General features: G+C 41.8%; 21 protein-coding genes and 1 pseudogene. 6 read left to right on the top strand and 16 right to left on the bottom strand.

The genetic code is table 11. The annotated features are described in order from the left end of the window. The first annotated feature begins 146 nt into the window (after positions 1-146). The 3 genes from pxpB to ACYH0O_RS01920 are packed head-to-tail and all read left to right on the top strand — an operon-like array spanning position 147 to position 3,090. On the top strand, positions 147-866 hold the full coding sequence (pxpB, locus tag ACYH0O_RS01930; RefSeq protein WP_482630908.1) for a 5-oxoprolinase subunit PxpB: 720 nt from the start codon (positions 147-149) through the stop codon (positions 864-866). Then, positions 863-1,864: a 5-oxoprolinase subunit C family protein gene (locus ACYH0O_RS01925; RefSeq protein ID WP_482630907.1), complete on the top strand. Its 1,002-nt coding sequence runs from the start codon at positions 863-865 to the stop codon at positions 1,862-1,864. Before pxpB ends, ACYH0O_RS01925 begins: the two co-directional genes overlap by 4 nt. Before the next feature lie 35 nt (positions 1,865-1,899). Then, on the top strand, positions 1,900-3,090 hold the full coding sequence (locus ACYH0O_RS01920; protein WP_482630906.1) for an NRAMP family divalent metal transporter: 1,191 nt from the start codon (positions 1,900-1,902) through the stop codon (positions 3,088-3,090). A gap of 135 nt (positions 3,091-3,225) precedes the next feature. Here the strand turns inward: ACYH0O_RS01920 and ACYH0O_RS01915 are convergent, their stop codons facing one another. The 5 genes and pseudogenes from ACYH0O_RS01915 to ACYH0O_RS01895 all read right to left on the bottom strand — a co-directional run bounded on the left by ACYH0O_RS01915 (position 3,226) and on the right by ACYH0O_RS01895 (position 5,890). Beyond that, positions 3,226-3,420, bottom strand: coding sequence for a YwbE family protein (locus ACYH0O_RS01915; RefSeq protein ID WP_482630905.1), 195 nt, complete (start codon positions 3,418-3,420; stop codon positions 3,226-3,228). 36 nt (positions 3,421-3,456) lie between these two features. After that, positions 3,457-3,687, bottom strand: coding sequence for an excisionase family DNA-binding protein (locus ACYH0O_RS01910; protein ID WP_482630904.1), 231 nt, complete (start codon positions 3,685-3,687; stop codon positions 3,457-3,459). 16 nt (positions 3,688-3,703) lie between these two features. Beyond that, on the bottom strand, positions 3,704-5,080 hold the full coding sequence (gene rlmD, locus ACYH0O_RS01905) for a 23S rRNA (uracil(1939)-C(5))-methyltransferase RlmD (protein WP_482630903.1): 1,377 nt from the start codon (positions 5,078-5,080) through the stop codon (positions 3,704-3,706). A gap of 231 nt (positions 5,081-5,311) precedes the next feature. Continuing rightward, positions 5,312-5,587 (bottom strand): globin family protein, encoded by a 276-nt coding sequence (locus tag ACYH0O_RS01900; protein ID WP_482630902.1) that lies wholly within the window; start codon positions 5,585-5,587, stop codon positions 5,312-5,314. Beyond that, positions 5,587-5,890 (bottom strand): annotated as a pseudogene (locus tag ACYH0O_RS01895) (antibiotic biosynthesis monooxygenase family protein). Before ACYH0O_RS01895 ends, ACYH0O_RS01900 begins: the two are co-directional and overlap by 1 nt. A gap of 220 nt (positions 5,891-6,110) precedes the next feature. Between ACYH0O_RS01895 and ACYH0O_RS01890 the strand changes: the two are divergent. Then, on the top strand, positions 6,111-6,461 hold the full coding sequence (locus tag ACYH0O_RS01890; protein WP_149154534.1) for a hypothetical protein: 351 nt from the start codon (positions 6,111-6,113) through the stop codon (positions 6,459-6,461). Positions 6,462-6,650: 189 nt separating this feature from the next. On the opposite strand, the gene ACYH0O_RS01885 is transcribed toward ACYH0O_RS01890, so the two are convergent. Then, positions 6,651-7,565, bottom strand: a complete 915-nt coding sequence (locus ACYH0O_RS01885; RefSeq protein WP_482630901.1) for a diacylglycerol kinase — start codon at positions 7,563-7,565, stop codon at positions 6,651-6,653. Positions 7,566-7,840: 275 nt separating this feature from the next. On the opposite strand from ACYH0O_RS01885, the gene ACYH0O_RS01880 reads away from it, so the two are divergent. Next, positions 7,841-8,296: a DUF2269 family protein gene (locus ACYH0O_RS01880; RefSeq protein WP_482630900.1), complete on the top strand. Its 456-nt coding sequence runs from the start codon at positions 7,841-7,843 to the stop codon at positions 8,294-8,296. Between the two features lie 78 nt (positions 8,297-8,374). On the opposite strand, the gene ACYH0O_RS01875 is transcribed toward ACYH0O_RS01880, so the two are convergent. The 6 genes from ACYH0O_RS01875 to ACYH0O_RS01850 all read right to left on the bottom strand — a co-directional run bounded on the left by ACYH0O_RS01875 (position 8,375) and on the right by ACYH0O_RS01850 (position 12,438). Then, entirely contained in the window at positions 8,375-9,172 is a 798-nt protein-coding gene (locus ACYH0O_RS01875; protein ID WP_482630899.1) for an arylamine N-acetyltransferase, read from the bottom strand. 14 nt (positions 9,173-9,186) lie between these two features. Beyond that, positions 9,187-9,966 (bottom strand): class I SAM-dependent methyltransferase, encoded by a 780-nt coding sequence (locus ACYH0O_RS01870; protein ID WP_482630898.1) that lies wholly within the window; start codon positions 9,964-9,966, stop codon positions 9,187-9,189. Between the two features lie 360 nt (positions 9,967-10,326). Beyond that, positions 10,327-10,707 (bottom strand): helix-turn-helix domain-containing protein, encoded by a 381-nt coding sequence (locus tag ACYH0O_RS01865; protein ID WP_148967222.1) that lies wholly within the window; start codon positions 10,705-10,707, stop codon positions 10,327-10,329. A 183-nt stretch (positions 10,708-10,890) separates the two neighbouring features. Next, positions 10,891-11,457: a thioredoxin family protein gene (locus ACYH0O_RS01860; protein ID WP_482630897.1), complete on the bottom strand. Its 567-nt coding sequence runs from the start codon at positions 11,455-11,457 to the stop codon at positions 10,891-10,893. Between the two features lie 422 nt (positions 11,458-11,879). Continuing rightward, on the bottom strand, positions 11,880-12,044 hold the full coding sequence (locus ACYH0O_RS01855) for a hypothetical protein (RefSeq protein WP_188048373.1): 165 nt from the start codon (positions 12,042-12,044) through the stop codon (positions 11,880-11,882). After that, a complete protein-coding gene (locus ACYH0O_RS01850; protein WP_148967220.1) occupies positions 12,010-12,438 on the bottom strand; it encodes a DUF4257 domain-containing protein in 429 nt (142 codons plus the stop codon). Before ACYH0O_RS01850 ends, ACYH0O_RS01855 begins: the two co-directional genes overlap by 35 nt. A 101-nt stretch (positions 12,439-12,539) precedes the next feature. Here ACYH0O_RS01850 and ACYH0O_RS01845 point away from each other — a divergent pair, with 101 nt between their 5' ends. Beyond that, positions 12,540-12,695, top strand: a complete 156-nt coding sequence (locus ACYH0O_RS01845; RefSeq protein WP_482630896.1) for a hypothetical protein — start codon at positions 12,540-12,542, stop codon at positions 12,693-12,695. 132 nt (positions 12,696-12,827) lie between these two features. Here the strand turns inward: ACYH0O_RS01845 and ACYH0O_RS01840 are convergent, their stop codons facing one another. The 4 genes from ACYH0O_RS01840 to gatC form a co-directional block, all read right to left on the bottom strand. Further along, on the bottom strand, positions 12,828-14,459 hold the full coding sequence (locus ACYH0O_RS01840; protein WP_482632476.1) for a M4 family metallopeptidase: 1,632 nt from the start codon (positions 14,457-14,459) through the stop codon (positions 12,828-12,830). Between the two features lie 318 nt (positions 14,460-14,777). Beyond that, complete coding sequence (gene gatB, locus ACYH0O_RS01835; RefSeq protein ID WP_482630895.1) at positions 14,778-16,208, bottom strand: Asp-tRNA(Asn)/Glu-tRNA(Gln) amidotransferase subunit GatB; 1,431 nt, start codon at positions 16,206-16,208, stop codon at positions 14,778-14,780. A 12-nt stretch (positions 16,209-16,220) separates the two neighbouring features. Then, on the bottom strand, positions 16,221-17,681 hold the full coding sequence (gene gatA / locus ACYH0O_RS01830; RefSeq protein ID WP_482630894.1) for an Asp-tRNA(Asn)/Glu-tRNA(Gln) amidotransferase subunit GatA: 1,461 nt from the start codon (positions 17,679-17,681) through the stop codon (positions 16,221-16,223). 12 nt (positions 17,682-17,693) lie between these two features. Further along, positions 17,694-17,984 carry an Asp-tRNA(Asn)/Glu-tRNA(Gln) amidotransferase subunit GatC gene (gatC, locus tag ACYH0O_RS01825; protein ID WP_475141409.1) on the bottom strand — a complete coding sequence of 97 codons (291 nt, stop codon included), beginning with the start codon at positions 17,982-17,984 and terminating at the stop codon, positions 17,694-17,696. Positions 17,985-18,038 lie beyond the last annotated feature (54 nt).

Genomic DNA, 18,038 nt, shown 5'->3' with positions numbered 1-18,038 from the left:
ATTCCCAACCTCTTATTGAAAAGACAAAGAATTATACTATAATAACAACATGGCTTAAATTTCTGAATAATCATATTTGCACGTCTACTCATACATAATTATTTTCTATTTTTTATAATCATACAATTACGAATGGGGGTAGTTCTTTGAATTATACGTTACGACCATTGGGCGATCATGCCGTCGTTATACAATTAGGAACCTCAATACAGCAAGAAAAACACGAAATGGTTAAAGCCGTCACCACATTTTTCGAAACCCGGACAATCGACTGGCTTGTTGAATTCATCCCGGCATTTACAACCGTTACACTTTATTACGATCCAATCAGAATCATTGAATCTAACAAGACTTTTCAAAATACATTACCCTACAAGATTGTCTGTTCAGAAATTGAACATTTGCTTTCCCAACTTACAATCGGTAAACAATCAGATTCCCGAATCGTCGACATTCCCGTCTGCTACGGTGGAGAATTTGGACCAGACATTGAAGAAGTAGCGGACCACAATCACATGTCTACTGAAGAAGTCATCGCGAAACATTCCAATGGTGACTACCTCGTATACATGATTGGATTCGCCCCTGGGTTCCCTTATATCGGAGGCATGCCCCCGGATATTGCGACACCGAGAAGAGAATCACCCCGCCTCAAGATCCCGGCAGGCTCAGTTGGAATTGCTGGGGAACAAACAGGCGTTTACCCAATTGAAACACCTGGAGGGTGGCAGCTGATTGGCCGTACCCCCTTAAAATTATTCAAACCAAATAACGACGACTCACCAAGCTTACTAAAAGCAGGAGATCGAATTCGTTTCACTCCCATTTCATTTGAAGAATATAAAGCATTGGAGGAGGAACAATGATTAATGTAATGAAACCTGGCCTCCTTTCAACGATTCAAGACCTGGGAAGGTATGGATATCAAAAATATGGCGTCATCGTGAGTGGGAGTATGGACCCTCTTGCTCATAAAATCTCTAACCTGCTGGTAGGGAATGATGAAAACGAGGCAACTCTTGAAATGACACTTATGGGTCCAATGCTCGAGTTCCAGGAAACCACCCTAATTTCGATTTGTGGAGGAGACTTATCTCCAACCATAGACGGGAAGCCGGTTCCTTTAAGAAGATCACTATTGATCAAAGCTGGAAGCGTTCTTAAATTCGGGGCATGCAAGAGTGGCTGCCGCAGTTACCTGGCGATTGCAGGTGGATTTAATGTAGCAACGGTCATGAACAGCAAATCAACTTACGTAAGAGCAGGAATTGGAGGATTGAATGGTCGCTCCATAAAAGAAGGTGACAACCTTAAAGCTGGACCGCTTTCGAAGGAATCTGAAAATATGATTGACTATTTACTCCCCTATTTAGAGGACAATGATTTCACGGAAATTGATTGGTCGATTTCTTCTGAATTTATCTCCGCGTATCAACAGAATAAAACCATTCGAGTTATGACCGGAAACGAGTATGATCTATTTTCAGCAGAAAGCCGGGAGCACTTTTTCAATAAATCCTTTAAAGTGTCTGCTCAATCAGATCGCATGGGCTACCGGCTGGAAGGTCCGTCCCTCCATCTTGAAAAAGAATTTGAGATGATTTCAGAAGCGGTTGCCTTTGGAACGATTCAGGTTCCCTCGAATGGGAACCCTATTATCCTGTTAGCTGATCGGCAAACAACCGGAGGCTATCCTAGAATCGGTCAGATTGCGTCAGTGGATCTTCCTCTGATTGCACAGGCAAAGCCTGGAGAGGAATTGACCTTTACGTTGGTTTCTCATGAAAAAGCCCAGGAACTCTACATAGATCGCGAACGACAATTAAGGCATTTAAAGCAAGGTATCGCCTTGAAATTCAACTAAGTAGCAATATACATGACAGCAAAGGAGCGAACTACTTGAAGAAAAAATCAAATTTCAGTGTATTGTTGGGAGCTGCGTTCTTAATGGCCACATCCGCCATCGGACCAGGCTTCCTGACTCAAACAACCGTATTTACTCAAACCCTGGCGGCAAGCTTTGGTTTCGTCATCCTTGTGTCAATTCTCATTGATATTGGTGCCCAGCTTAATATATGGCGTATCATTGCCATTTCTGAAAAAAGGGCACAGGATATTGCCAACGATGTCTTGCCAGGTTTAGGCTACTTCCTTGCCATCCTAATAGTGCTGGGCGGATTGGCCTTTAACATTGGAAATATTGCCGGAGCGGGATTAGGTACGAATGTCCTGTTTGGTATTTCGCCTGAAATGGGCGCATTATTCAGTGGAATAGTCGCAGTTGGAATCTTCCTGGTAAAAGAAGCCGGTAGATTAATGGACAAGTTCGCACAGATCCTCGGGTTACTCATGATTATTCTTACAGTGTACGTGATGTTTACAGCAAATCCTCCTGTAGGAGAAGCTGTTACGAAAACATTTGCACCAGACACCATTGATTTTCTAGCTATCATTACGCTCGTAGGCGGAACCGTTGGTGGCTATATCACATTCGCCGGTGGTCACCGGTTATTAGAAGCCGGTATAACAGGGAGACAAGCACTTCCTGAAATCACAAAAAGCTCAGTATCCGCAATCGGTATCGCTTCCATCATGCGTATCTTCCTTTTCCTTGCTGCTTTAGGAATTGTGTCACAAGGTCTTCAATTGGATCCCTCCAACCCACCAGCCTCAGTATTCCAACTGGCTGCCGGTGATATAGGTTACAAGATGTTCGGAATCGTTATGTGGTCCGCTGCTGTTTCATCCGTTGTAGGGGCTGCCTATACATCGGTATCCTTTATTCGAACGTTCAGCCCACTATTAGAGAAATATCATAAGTGGCTAATTGTGGGGTTCATTACCGTTTCAACACTAGTATTCGTCATTGTAGGTAAGCCTGTTGCGATTTTAGTCCTCGTTGGTGCACTTAATGGATTGATTTTGCCAATAGCACTAGGAGTTATGCTTATCGCTGCTCATAAAACCAAAATCGTCGGTGATTACAAGCACCCGATTTGGATGACCATTTTCGGTGCATTGATTGTCGTGGCCATGTCTTACATGGGTGTATACTCATTAATCAAAGGCATTCCTCAATTGTTTAGTTAAGTGTAAAAGAAGGGCCTCGATCCGTTTTGAGTCGAGGTCTTTTTGTAACCCGTATTGTGGTTACACCACTTAGTCCCTCCACATCAATAGAAAACTAAATAATAAAAGAGACCACTAAAGGCCTCTCTCCTTACATTATTGAATAATATTCTTCACTCGCCCAACTTGTCCATCTTCTAACCGGACTTTAATGCCGTGGGGATGATTCGGTGATTTGGTTAAAATATCTTTTACAATCCCTCGTGTAAGCTTGTTTGTTCTTTGGTCTTTTTTCAAGACGATGTCCACTTCAAGACCCTGTTTGATATTGGATCGTTGTTGTCCACTCATTGTATTTCCCCGTTTCATTAGATGATTTCCGAAAGGCTAGTCTTCATCCTTCACATCGATATCTTCCGGAATCGGTTCACTTAAGTATTCAGCAAGCTGACGCTTCATTTTTTCCATTTGCTCCAGATGCTGATTGAATTGGTCCTGGTATATTAAATATTGATCTCCGTCGTGTACCGCCCGTATTTTATTTTGCTGAATGAGGTTCTTAATATACGATTCCGGCAGAGACAGATATTCGGCTGTTTCTTTAATTGTGAGATACATCGGCTTTCTTCCCCGCTTATTCTACTAACTCAATCTTCGCAACGGCTTCACAGTGCATCGTTTGCGGAAACATATCAACAGGCTGGACCTCTGTTGTCTTATACCCGCCATCCTCTAAAATCCTAAGATCACGGGCAAGTGTGGCAGGATTACAGGATACATAGACCACGCACTTTGGCTTCATGGCCAGTATGGTATTCAGAAGCGCTTCATCGCAGCCCTTTCGTGGAGGATCCACTACCAGGACGTCGGCTCTGATTCCATCTTTATACCATGTGGGAATGACGACTTCTGCAGGTCCTGCTTGAAATTCTACATTGGTCATGTCATTCAACTCTGCATTCTTCTTCGCATCTTCAATCGCCTGTGGGACGATTTCAACTCCATACACCTTCTTAGCCTTTTGGGCAAGGAATAAGGATATCGTTCCAATCCCGCAATACGCATCAATGACTGTTTCTTCTCCTTGTAAATCGGCATACTCCAAAGCTTTTTCATAAAGCACCTTCGTTTGTTCAGGGTTTACCTGGTAGAAGGATCTAGCCGAGATCGCAAACTTCACGTTCCCGATATAGTCATGAATCACTTCTTCCCCCCACAGAACGCGTGTAGAATCTCCCATGATCACATTTGTTTTTTTAGGATTCACGTTGTGAATAATCGATTTTAATCCTTCAATATTATCGACAAGCGCTTCGATTATTGCATTCTTATGAGGAAGCTCCGGCGTACGAGTGACCAATACGACCATCACTTCTCCCGTCGTATACGCCGTCCGGGTCATAATATGACGGAGGGTCCCCTTATGATTCTTCTCATCATAGGGACGGACCTCCAGTTTCTCGCATATATCCTTCACATGCTGAATCACTTCATCATTTTTTTCGTACTGGATGATACATTTGTCCATATCGATGATATCATGGCTTCGTTTTTGATAGAAGCCGGCTACAAAGCGTCCGTTCTTTTCCCCTACAGGCACTTGGGCTTTGTTGCGGTAGCGCCATGGTTCTTCCATTCCCAAAACCGGGTGAACACTTACGTCATGAAGCTTTCCGATGCGCTGCAAACAATCGCGGACATTTTTCTCTTTTGCCTGCAGCTGTCCTTCATAGGTCATGTGCTGAATTTGGCAGCCACCGCATTCTTTGTAGATCGGACATGGAGGCTCCTGGCGAAATGGACTTTCCTTGGTTCGCTCTGTCAGTCGACCAAATCCATAGCCTTTCCCCGGTTTCACGACTTTAACTTTCCCTTCCTCACCTGGTAGGGCATTTGGGACGAATAACGGATAACCATCAACCTTCATCACGCCATTCCCGTCATGGGTTAAGTCTTCAAATACTGCTTCATCTATATAATCATTTTTTTGAACTGGTGCTTTTTTACTCACGTATATCTTCCTTTACGAATTCCTTTTTAAGACTCTACTGATTGTACCATAAATGGAGGGGGAGAATGAAATGACTGGAGGTCCGTCCCTCTCTATAAAAAAAAGCATCGCCCCATGTGGATCGATGCTATGACGTTTAGTTTGCCGGCATGTTTTCGCGATCTGCCTTTTGAATGGACTTAATTGCTTCATTGAGGTGAAGCTTGAAGTCTTCACCCTTTTCAACACCGATCATTTCAAGAGATTCGATGATACATTTGAAATTATCAATGAGAGATCTGATTTCATCCCCCTGCTCACCAGCACGCTGTTCAACCAAAGGGCATAATCAGAAAAAACCTTTGAATCCCCGACATCAGATGCCGATTCCAGATAGTTAAAGTGATGTACATTGTCCTCATGACATTTTTTCCGTCCGACCTCACCGTAATTTACATCTAATTCGGGGTATCGTTCGTACAATCTATCAACTGCTTCATCTATGACACTCTTGTACTTATTTTCCATCAGTACGCCACTACCTTAAAGCGATCAATTGATGGAATAATGGATGCGAGCTCCTGCCGGATATTTCTTCTCCAGTTCGTGAATTCGTTTATAGTCCTCACTTTGCACCCATGTCATGAAGTGTTCCTTCGAATCCCATTCCATATGAACAGTGATTTCTCCCTGCTTTTTCTCATTTTGTAAGAGGAGGAATCGTTGAAACACTTCCGCCTTGTCTACTATTCCTGAACGGGAATGGTAGATTGAAATCACTTCATCAGCCTTCTCATCAGGAACTACAAATGTTGAATGTACGATATACATTGGATTCACCCTTCCAGTGGCACTATTTGTCCGACATACTTTTAATCCACTGTAACATAGTCAATAAGTGAGAGGGGATACAAATGATACTCTCAAGCGATATGGGGGTTAATGTTTATACATTTCCTAGTCAGGTTGTAAAAACTTACCTCGTTTTAAGCGGTGAAGAAAGGGTAAAATGGTATGTGCAACAATTCTAGAAAAAGAAGGTAGATAAAACATGAACCCGGACTTCTTAGTAAACCTTATCCTGGTAGGAAATGTTTTTCTTGGGGTGTTATTTGCTCTCAAGTCAAGAAGATGGTGGCTACCCTACATATTCATTGCTGTCACATTTTTAACCTTGACCTTTGGATTCGGGATTTCCCTTTTGTTAAATAAAGAATCCATACTAGCTTATCTATTTGTATTTGTGGTCGGACAATTGATATGGGTCTTTGCGTTTGTGATCATCGCCCACATTTTGTCATGGATTGTGAGAAAAATTCCATTCCGGCATAAGCAACAGATTGGATGGGGCTTTCTGATTGGTTTCCCATTGTCATTTAGTGTGTTTTTGTTAGTAAATTGAGGATGGCGGTTTTGAGGAATGACGCATAAATGATAGTTTCGACACATACGTTTAAAAAACGACGCTTAAAAAAGCAGATTGGTCCTGTAACAATGTTGTTTCTGCAGATTCATAATACCCATAGGGTATGAAAACTTCGCAAACATATAAAAAAGGAATGCCATTATCCACAAATGGCATTCCTTTTTATCATTCAGCTTTATCTTCCGGGCGAATTTTATCAAGAGGGACAAATACCTGCAAATGGCGGTAAAGGTTTTCAAATTCTGCAGGAAGGACTCCTCCCAGCTCCCCATCTACATTCAGCTGTACCTTTTCTTTTGCCTTGATTTTGATTCGATTGGCCTGTGTGTAAATGACGTTGGGATCATTTACATGCTCACCTCGAACGGCCAATGTCGCAATGCGGATAAACTCGGCCAAATTTGTTTTCTTTAAAATTAAAAGCGAGAATAAGCCATCATTGATTGACGCATCCGGAGCCAGCCGTTCAAATCCTCCAACTGAGTTGGTTAAACCGATCAGGAATAGCATTGCTTCCCCTTCAAACAGCTTTCCATCATACTCGATGGAAACGTCCGTCGGCTTGATGGATGGAAGCATTTCAATTCCTTTTAAATAGTAGGCAAGCTGCCCCATCATCGTCTTTAGCTTGCTTGGCACTTCATAGGTTAATTCGGTTATTCTTCCTCCACCGGCAATGTTAATGAAGTAGCGTTCATTCATGCGCCCGATATCGACAGGAATGGATTCACCCTTTGTAATGACATCAATGGCTGAACCAATATCCTTTGGAATGTGAAGAGCCCGTGCGAAGTCATTCGTTGTTCCCATTGGAACGATTCCAAGCTTAGGTCGGTAATCCTGCTCGGCTAATCCGTTGACTACCTCATTTAACGTGCCATCTCCACCAGCAGCGACAACGATATCGTATTTACGTTCTACAGCAATCCGTGCCGCTTTTGTGGCATCCCCTTCGCAAATGGTTGCGTGAACGGAGGTTTCATATCCCGCTTGTTCTAATCTGATTAATACTTCTGCAAGGTGCTTTTTGAATAGCTCTCGACCAGAAGTAGGATTATAAATAATTCTTGCTCGTTTCATACCCCATCATCCTAATCTGTATTAATTCCAAAGACTCGTCCTTTTATATTCCATCTTTTAACATCATATACTTATTATTTTTATTCATGCAATTTTTATTCCGCAGGTTATTTATTATAAAGCGTCTACCGGTCAATATCATAACTCTTTTCGCTGGAAAAATCTAATAAAAAAAAAAATGTATAGCACTCCCCTCCTATTGCTGTTATTAAAAATACATAAATCGGCACTCTCTTTCGTAATCTTTATAGATTACTCATCATGGAGGTGCTCAGATGGAATGGTTGATTCTTTTACATGTGTTGTCTGCCATTATAGGGGTTGGGCCTACTTTCTTTGCTCATGTTTTAACCAGGCCAGACAAAACAATTGAACAATTAAAGGTTACGACGGAATTGTATAAGCGATTGGAATACTTCCCTAAAATTGGCGGAAGCATTGCCATGTTGAGTGGATTCATCCTTTTTTATACAGGGGACTATGGCAGCTTTGGAGAGTTGTGGATTCTGGGGTCTGTCCTACTATATATTTTCATTCAAATCATCGTGATAGGCTTCATCACACCTGTCTCTAAAAAAATCCACGAATGGATAGCCTTATCGGAAAATGAACACCTAACAGGGGCACCACCAGAAGAAATTCAACGTCATCTGGTGACTATCGACCGTTACTTTTATCTTGCATCCTCTTTTGGTGTACTTCTGTTCATTTTTATGATTATGAAGCCATAAATAAAGTAGTCCGAATGAATGATTTTCATGTATATACAAAAAAACCATCCAGAATATCAACACGATATTCCAGACGGCCTATGGGAACAGCTTGATATTCCTTTGTTGTAAAAACTGGATGGACTCCTGCAGGGATGTCGCATCAAAGTGGTAGACCTCCCCGACGATATCTTTCCACTTATCAAAATCTTTCATTTGATATTCACGGATGTTTCGGTAGGTCATCACTTTCAAGGTCTGATTACGAAGGAAGTAGCATTGATTGCCCTGGAAGCGGACTGCCGTGATTCTTCTCATTGTAATGTTGTCATCGGAATCCAAGTAAGATGCTTCTATATCGGCCTCTAATTCTTCTTCCTCTAACGGGATCCACTCTATGGTTTTTTTTACAAAGGATTTGCCATTTGAACGTCGATCCACTTCAAATTCACGTATGTCTTTCTGGGTAAAAATGATTTCTTCCCCGAAACCGTGAAGAAGATGCTTCTGCCTCGATTCAAGCTCAACTGGCTTCATGATCGGGGATCCATATCCAACATCCACATAGAGCTTACGATTATCAATGGTAATAATTAATCCAAGGTGACCCGGTTGCACTCTGACAAACTGACAATGAAAGCCTAGCTCTTTCAGCAGTCTTCCAAAGTTGATGTTTAATGTAAAACAGGTGCCTCCCCACCCTTTAGAGTGGAGATTATCTGCGAAAGTGTCCAAGGAAGGCACAAAGGATTCGCCTTGAGAAAAGTAATAGAATTTACTAAAGGTCTCATATGGGATCCTGATCAAGTGCTGCCCGATAAGTCGTTGCAAATAGTTTAATGTAGGCTTCTCTATATCCATATTTAAATAGTTTACATATTTTTTTACTGCTTCCAATCCGATCACTCTTTCTACTTTTTCATCAGGCAGACTGTAAACTGGTGCTGAAGAGTAAACTCATGAAGAGCATCGTAACGCCCGGACAGGAACGTATGTAATGATTGCAGTAATCCCTCTTTCTCACTATCTTCAATATGAGTGAGCCAGGATAAGGAGCCTACTCGCTCACACCAGGACTGTAACGTAAAATCGACTGCGTAATAAAACGTGTAAAAATCTTTCAAGTTAAAGTCAGCTTCCTGCCATTCTAACAGCCATTCCACAGGAATTCCATTCAATTGATTCACTGATTCAGCTTTTGATCCAGGTGGGGTGATATCTATATATTCATTTAAAAACGTCATTGTATCCTTTACCACTTCATGATCCGGAATTAAGCTTGAATCACTTACAATGAACGTCCCTTTTCCCTTCAATATCCGCTTCATTTCGCTGATCGCCTTTGGACGGTCGAATAAATGCCAGCTTCTGTGAATCATCGTGATATCATAATACTGATCTGGCAGATTCGTAGATTCAGCTGTACCTGTAAGATATGGGATGTCCAAGTATTGCTTACTCTCTAATGCCTTGGCAGCTTTCCTAAGCTCAATGGACGGCTCGACCCCGATCACTTCTGCTCCACGCTTGTGCAGCTTTCGTGTCAAAGCACCGGTACCCGAACCAATTTCAGCTACTTTTCTTCCTTCCCACACAATTCCCCTAATCTTTAAAGTATCAAAAAATTGATGCGGAATATCATCACAAGACGCAGCATAACGAGAGGTCACATGACCAAAATTAACTTCCATTTACTCTCTTCCCCTATCATAATTGATTTTCCCTCAAATGAGCATTACGATTTCATGTCAACTCCATCACAAAACCCTGCTAACAACACCATACCTACTACATTCTGTAACCTGTGTCAAAACTCCTGCCAGGGACTCCTGTCAGGGACGGACCTCGACTATTTTTATATCGTTATATTAATAAATCTTCTAAGTAAACTCTTACTTTAAGGAATTATCCTGTTTTGCCTGGTTGTAAACCTTGAATTTATATTATATTTATATCACTTGAGAGGGGAACATGGATAAGAAATAGAGGTCCGTCCCTAACCTAAAAAAACAAACGATCATCAGAAATGACCGTTTGAGGTGTAATGGTGTTTAGTTGTTTGCTCCAGCTGCGATTCGTTTTACGTTTGTTTCAGCGGTTTTTGTCAGGTCTGGAGTAAATCCATTTTTCATTCGTTGATTTTCTTCATTGAAGTAGTCTTGAACTTCTTGATCAAATTCTATTTCGATGAGATCACGAATGTCTGTAATTCTAAGGGCGATCATAATGGAAACAAGATGAGCCACCGTTAAGGATTTCTTCTTGAAATTCACTAGCTCATTGATCGTAGCCACTCTAAGCCCAGTTAAGCGATGGAGATCGCCTTGTGTCAATCCTCGTTCACGCAGGATTTCTCCCAATTTAATGTGAATTTTATGGGGAAATTTATTTAGCGCTTCTATAACAATTGTATTTGTCTTTTGGTGAATCATGATGCTTCAACTCCTCATCCTATACCATATTAACGCGAATTCCGTCATTCGTGAACCGGCAAAAAATCCCATGACGACGGGTACTTTTTACCATTCTATTTTGAGTGAGTATGAAGACATCATGCCTTTTAAATAAAGAAGACTCCAGAAACGAACGGATCTCTTATAATATTCGAATCCTTTTTACATCAGCACATTCTGGACAAGACTCGTTTTCAAGCTTTCATACACTTCCTGCCATACTTCTTCATCTTTCGAATATTGAGAAGTTAAGCGTTGAATCATTTCCTTCTGCTTTTCCGGGAAAAGCTCATGATCCTTCGGTGGCAGCTTCGCCCGTTCATCATCCACGATCTTCTTTACCATAGGGGCTCTAGGTCCCCATACCAGCTTTTCATTTCCATCACGATCGATGAAAATGAAAATGGGGATCGCTCTCGAGATGCCATTCGTTAAGTATTGATCCATCAGTTCCAGGTTTTCATCCCGTAAAATCATGCGAACGTCCATATCAGCGGATTTTGCCACTTTTAACAGAATCGGGATATTCAGCATGGCATCTCCACACCAATCTTCCGTGATGGCAATCACCCGTAAGGAGTGTTCTCCGAGTTTATTCAAAACTTCTATGTCTTCTTGTGGAATCGTAAAGTTCTTCCTGATCACTTCGGTATTTTCTTTATGTACACTCATATATTCCAAGTAATCTTCAGGTGTCATCCCTTTAGTGAACCATTGTTCTAAGTTCATATTCTTCCTCCTCCAGCCCCACACATACCAGTGAAGCACCAACATCTTTTCTCTTAAATTCTCCTTATAGCATATTCATGTTTCTCGAATTTCACAAGGGAAATATAGTTTTCATTCTATTCAAAATTTCAATTGTACGATTATGCCTGTAGGAATATAATATAAGAAAAGCACCGTAATGGACAGATTTACAGGTTCTTATGAACTCTCTTTCATATTACCTTCAATCTAAAAAAAGGAATAGCATACTGCTACTCCCAGACTATTTTTCCAGAGGGGGATGGAATAAGTAAGTATGCGAAGAGAAGTATCTTTCATACATCTTTTCTTGACAGAAAAAAAGCTGACTCAATTGTCAGTTTCATCCTCACATTTTTTGGTTAAATTAGATAGGTATAGGACTACTCTTAAATTGAACCACCTTAAACATCTTGTGATTTTTCTATTATTTTTGCCACTTTATTATAGTAGTAGTTCAGCTCGATTAGGCTATCTGCCTCCTTCAGTCTTTTTAGATAGTGATTTGCTTTTTCATAGTCTTCTGGTGGCAGCTCAACCTTGATTCTTTTTTTCTTCCACTTCGCCAACAGGTTTCACCTCATTATGGTTTGGAGATCCTCCCTTAGAGGTCGGTTCGAGCTGATAATGAGATAGCTCTTGGATATAAGACGCTTTGGTGCTTGCTAAATTTTGTTCGATTTTTCGAGTGATGACGGAACTTCCCCCGATACCTGATAATAAACTAATATAGATGACATACCAGATCGGGACCGTTTCAACAACCGGTAATACTGACAGATACCCTGCTAGAATGCCTATGATAATATCCTTTGTTGAGCCAAATAGATAGTGCTTCTCACCTTGGTCATCGATAAATTTTCTCGGAAAAGTGAAATGACCATTTTTGAAAACCAGAATATGTCCTAAGCCTCCAATACCACCCATTAACATTGGCAACAAGATCACTTCGAATAAGGACATTCTATCCACCCTCTGGAATCATTTACTATTATTATACATTATTTACAGAAAATTCAGAATAGATAATTGGACGCAATTTTGTCCACTAAAGGAGTGCCAAAATGAGGAAAATTGTGATGAAAGTCTCGTCAGTCGACAAACTTCGATTCCAAAACTATATGATGCAGCTAAAGAGAGCTGAAACAAAAGTCGAAGCGGATACGTATTACCGCTTGGCTAAACAAATACTGGAGAAAGCAAAGAAGAAACAAATGTAGCATTAAATGTGGGAGTGCCGAGAAAAATGCCTTCCGTGCTTATACGTCCCCCTGTATCTAAATAAGGCTAAGGCACTTTTAAATAGCAACGAAAAGAAGAGCCATTACAGCCCTTCTATTCAATCAATCTATTTAATTAACACCTACTGCATTATACGCCGCGTTTACACTCGCCACCTCGGCACTTCCTGCACCATATAGATCTGTAGCCGATTGAACCGCTGCTGAACGAAGCTGGCTAAAGTTTGAAGATGGTGTCAAATATTGAGTTAACGCACGGTAATAGATCGCCCCGGTTTTATCCGTACCGATTCCCGTTACCTTCACACCATAGTGAGTACCACCCTGACTTAGCAGATAGGCCGCTTTATTTCCTATTCCACTATTGATATGAACCCCACCGTTGTCCTGCGTCCCTGTGTATCTTACAGAATAGTGATCCGGATCCCCGTATTTTGCCGGATCTGACATGGAGCGAAGAGCGTCCCCACCTTGATTAGGTGTGTAGATGTCTTCCCCGATCTCCCAATCCGGATTATTATTTGTATCGTATTCTACCAATGTTCCAAAGATATCAGACATAGATTCGTTGATAGCCCCGGACTCATTTTGGTAAATCAAATCAGCTGTTGTATCCGTTACGGCATGTGTAAGCTCATGTGCTACAACGTCCAACCCTCCTGAAAGAGCAACAAATGTTGAACCGTCTCCATCACCGTATACCATTTGCTGGCCATTCCAGAATGCATTATTGTAGTTTCGGCCATAATGGACCGTTGAATTAAGGGCTGCACCATTCCCATCATAACTGTTTCGGTTATGTGTATCAGCGTAATAATCATAAGTTTGACCTGCGTAATAGTGAGCATCTACAGCAGCTGCATCATAGCTTCCATTGAATAGATTGTCGCTGTCTGCCCATAGTGAACCTGGCAAACGGGTACGATTCCCTGCGTCATAGGTGAAGATTCCACCACCTCTTGTACGGTCTTGTAAATAATAAGTAGATGATGAGAGGTAGGTATTTAACGATTTCGTGTCTCCCAGTACTCCTGTTCCTGAACCAACTGCATCGGTTCCACCACTTCCTGGACCTCCACCGCCACCAGGTTTACCACCTACACTTTTCGCTTCATGAAGCTCATTTACTTTTCCCAGTATGTCACCTGTCACAGCATCAACGAAATAATTCCAGTTCCCTGGTTCCGGAGCAAGGAAATTATAGTTTACGAGATAAGCGTAATGGGCTTCTCCGTCTTTCAAATAGATCACTGAATCGGATTTCGGGGTATATTCATAGTCAGGCTGACTTCCTATATGTGCTACTAAGTCTTTTTCCCCTGCCGAAACTGCTTCTTTTTTAGATAATTTTTTTGTTTGTTTCAGATTTTGTTTTTGATCCAGATTTGTAGCCGGTGCTCCAGATAGTGCAGTCAGGACACCCTCCTTATTCACATGCGCTGTTAGAACAGCTCCGTATACAGGCGTTCCTTTATACATCTGTTGGATACGGAGATATGTAAATCCTAAATCATCCTTACGTTTTTCTTTCACTTTGAAGGAAAGCTTTGAGTCTCCTTTGAACTTGAATGCATTTTGTTTCTCCATTAAGTAATCAAACACAATCGTTTCTGGGGTATTGGTGGATGCCTTGGATAATTTCCCCGATATAAACTGAGGAGCCCCCGTCTTCTCATTGAAGTTTACCTTTTCACTCACATTTGGAGCACCCAATGCTTCCGGAGAAAATACCGGACTCACCATTAACCCTGCTGTTAACCCTAATGCAACGACTTGTTTCTTCAAATACAACACCTCTTTATTGGAATTTTCTAACTATTAGACCATTAGATTCACTATAGTACAAGCACTATCCTCAACGAATGAGTTAAAAGACCTGCATCTTTCCTTTTTCAACATCGGGTTTAAATACCTACACAAAACGCAAGAAAATCATGCTTTTCAGGAAAACTTGAACTAAAAAGAGGGACGGACCTTGAATTTATTTCAAGGTCCGTCCCTCTCCTCCATAAAAAACACCCCTGGAAACAAGTCGTTTCCAGGGGCTATGATGAACGTTTATTAGCGTTTTTGAATTTCTTGAAGCAGCAGCTTGTTAACAAGCGGCGGGTTGGCCTGCCCTTTTGTTGCTTTCATAATTTGACCAACGAGGAAGCCGATGGCGCGGTCTTTCCCGTTCTTGTAATCTTCGATGGATTGTGGATTGGCATCCAGGGTCTCCGTCACGATCTTGAGTAAGGCACCTTCGTCAGAAATTTGAACAAGACCCTTATCTTTCACGATTTGTTCTGGATTTCCGCCGTTTTCCACTAGTTCTTTGAACACTTTCTTCGCAATCTTCGAAGAAATCGTTCCTTTTTCGATTAAATCAATCATGCCTGCCAGTCCTTGAGGAGTCAATTTAACCTCTTCAAGTTCTTTTTGCTGTGCATTTAAGTAAGCTGAAACTTCTCCCATCAGCCAGTTGGACGCTAGTTTCGCATCTGCTCCTGCCTCAACGGTTTCCTGGAAGAAATCAGACATTTCTTTCGTTAATGTCAGAACCATGGCATCGTACGCAGGTAAGCCTAAATCTTCTACATAGCGCTTTTTACGCTCATCCGGAAGCTCAGGAATCTCTGCACGGATGCGGTCCATCCACTCTTGATCGATGTGTAGATTTAATAAATCAGGTTCAGGGAAGTAACGGTAATCATCCGAGCCTTCTTTTACACGCATGAGAATCGTTTTACCTGTTGATTCATCGAAACGAAGCGTTTCCTGTTGGATCAAGCCTCCTGATAACAGAACCTTCTCCTGACGGACGATTTCATACTCCAATCCCTTTTTAACAAAGTTAAAAGAGTTGAGGTTTTTAAGCTCAGCTTTTGTTCCGAACTTTTCCTGGCCGATTGGACGGAGGGAAATGTTGGCGTCACAACGAAGCGACCCTTCTTCCATCTTACAATCTGAAACACCTGTGTATTGAATGATGGATTTCAGTTTCTCAAGATACGCATACGCTTCTTCCGGTGTGCGGATGTCCGGCTCAGATACAATCTCAATAAGAGGAGTACCTTGGCGGTTATAGTCGACAAGGGAATAACCGTCGCCTGAATGCGTCAGCTTTCCAGCATCTTCTTCCAGGTGAAGGCGAGTGATTCCGATACGTTTCTTCTCACCGTTCACTTCAATTTCGATCCAGCCGTTTTCACCGATCGGCTTGTCAAATTGAGAAATCTGGTACGCTTTTGGGTTATCCGGATAGAAATAGTTTTTACGGTCAAACTTCGTATCCGTTGCGATTTCACAGTTCAATGCAATCGCTGCTTTCATTCCGAACTCAATGGCGCGCTTATTTACCACTGGAAGTACACCAGGATACCCAAGGTCGATTACGTTCGTGTTTGTATTTGGCTCTGCTCCGAAATGGTTCGGTGCCGGAGAGAACATCTTACTGTCCGTTTTTAATTCTACGTGGACTTCTAGTCCGATTACTGGTTCAAAGTTCATTGATTTCACCCCTTACAGTTGTGGTTTTTTTGTATGGAAGTCTGTAGCTTGCTCATACGCATGCGCTACGCGATAAATCGTGCTTTCGTCAAAATGCTTACCGATGATTTGCAATCCAAGTGGCAATCCTGTTGAAGAGAAGCCACAAGGTACAGAGATTCCCGGTACACCTGCAAGGTTTACTGGAATCGTTAAAATATCGTTTGCATACATCGTTAATGGATCATCAATTTTCTCTCCGATTTTGAAAGCTGGAGTTGGCGTTGTTGGTCCAATAATAACATCATATTTCGCAAATACATCTTCAAAGTCTTTCTTGATGAGTGTACGGGCCTGCTGTGCTTTTTTGTAATAAGCATCATAGTATCCAGAACTTAATGCAAACGTACCAAGCATAATACGACGCTTCACTTCGTCCCCAAATCCTTCTGCACGGGTTTTCTTATAAAGATCAAGAAGGTTCTCAGCGTTAGGAGTGCGGTAGCCGTAACGAACACCATCGAAACGTGCAAGGTTGGCAGATGCTTCAGACGATGCTAATAGGTAGTAAGTTGAAACACCAAATTTAGAGTGAGGAAGAGATACTTCTTCCCATGTAGCTCCCAAGCCTTCCAACACTTTCAGTGAAGCAAGCACTGCTTGACGGGCTTCCTCACCGACACCTTCACCTAAATATTCTTTTGGCACAGCAATCTTTAAGCCTTTCACATCACCTGTCAGAGCTGCCGCGTAGTTGGGAACCTCAACATTCGCTGAAGTAGAATCATTCGGATCAAGACCGGCGATCGCTTGCAGTAAGTATGCATTATCTTCTACGCTACGAGTGATTGGTCCGATTTGATCCAGTGAAGAAGCGAATGCTACAAGACCGAAACGAGATACACGTCCGTACGTTGGTTTTAAACCGACAGTACCAGTGAATGCTGCTGGCTGGCGAATCGATCCGCCTGTATCTGAACCCAGTGAGAAAGGTACTTCTCCAGCTGCAACGGAGGCTGCTGAACCACCTGAAGATCCACCGGGAACCGTTTCAAGATTCCATGGATTACTCGTTTTCTGGAAACCGGAGTTCTCAGTAGATGAACCCATCGCGAACTCATCCATATTCAGTTTTCCGATCGTAATCGTATCGGCACTATGTAATTTATTGATAACCGTAGCATCATATATCGGATTGAAGTTTTCAAGGATTTTACTGGCACATGTTGTACGAAGTCCTTTTGTTACGATATTATCTTTAATCCCGATCGGCATTCCGAAAAGCAGACCTTTGCTTTCATCCGTTCCAAGCTTTGCATCCATTTCTTTCGCTTTATTGCGGGCATTTTCTTCATCTAATGTTAAAAATGCTTTTACTTTATCTTCAACGGCATCAATACGTTTGTATGATTCGTCTACAAGATCTGTGACAGATACTTCTTTCTTATGTAAAAGCTCATGAAGCTCTGATAATTTATGGTCAAATAATGACATGAGGTCCCCTCCTTAGTCCAAGATCGATGGTACGCGTACTTGTCCATCATGTTTGTCTGGTGCGTTCTTTAATACTTCTTCACGTGGCAGTCCTTCAACAGGCTTATCTTCACGCATAACGTTCTTCATATCCAACACATGACTCGTCGCTTCCACATTTGAAGTATCCAATTCATTCAGCTGCTCGGCAAACCCGATGATCGCATCTAATTGAGTTGTAAACTTTTTCGCTTCATCCTCTGTGATGGCTAGTCGTGCAAGGTGGGCAACATGCTTTACTTGCTCTTCAGAAATTCTAGTCATCTTCTTCACCTCCGTATATGTTCGAACACTCACAATACTATTGATAATACCAAA

This window comes from Rossellomorea sp. H136, assembly GCF_056838065.1.
The sequence above is the reverse complement of the archived record's forward strand: the minus strand, read 5'-3'. Positions and strand labels throughout refer to the sequence as shown.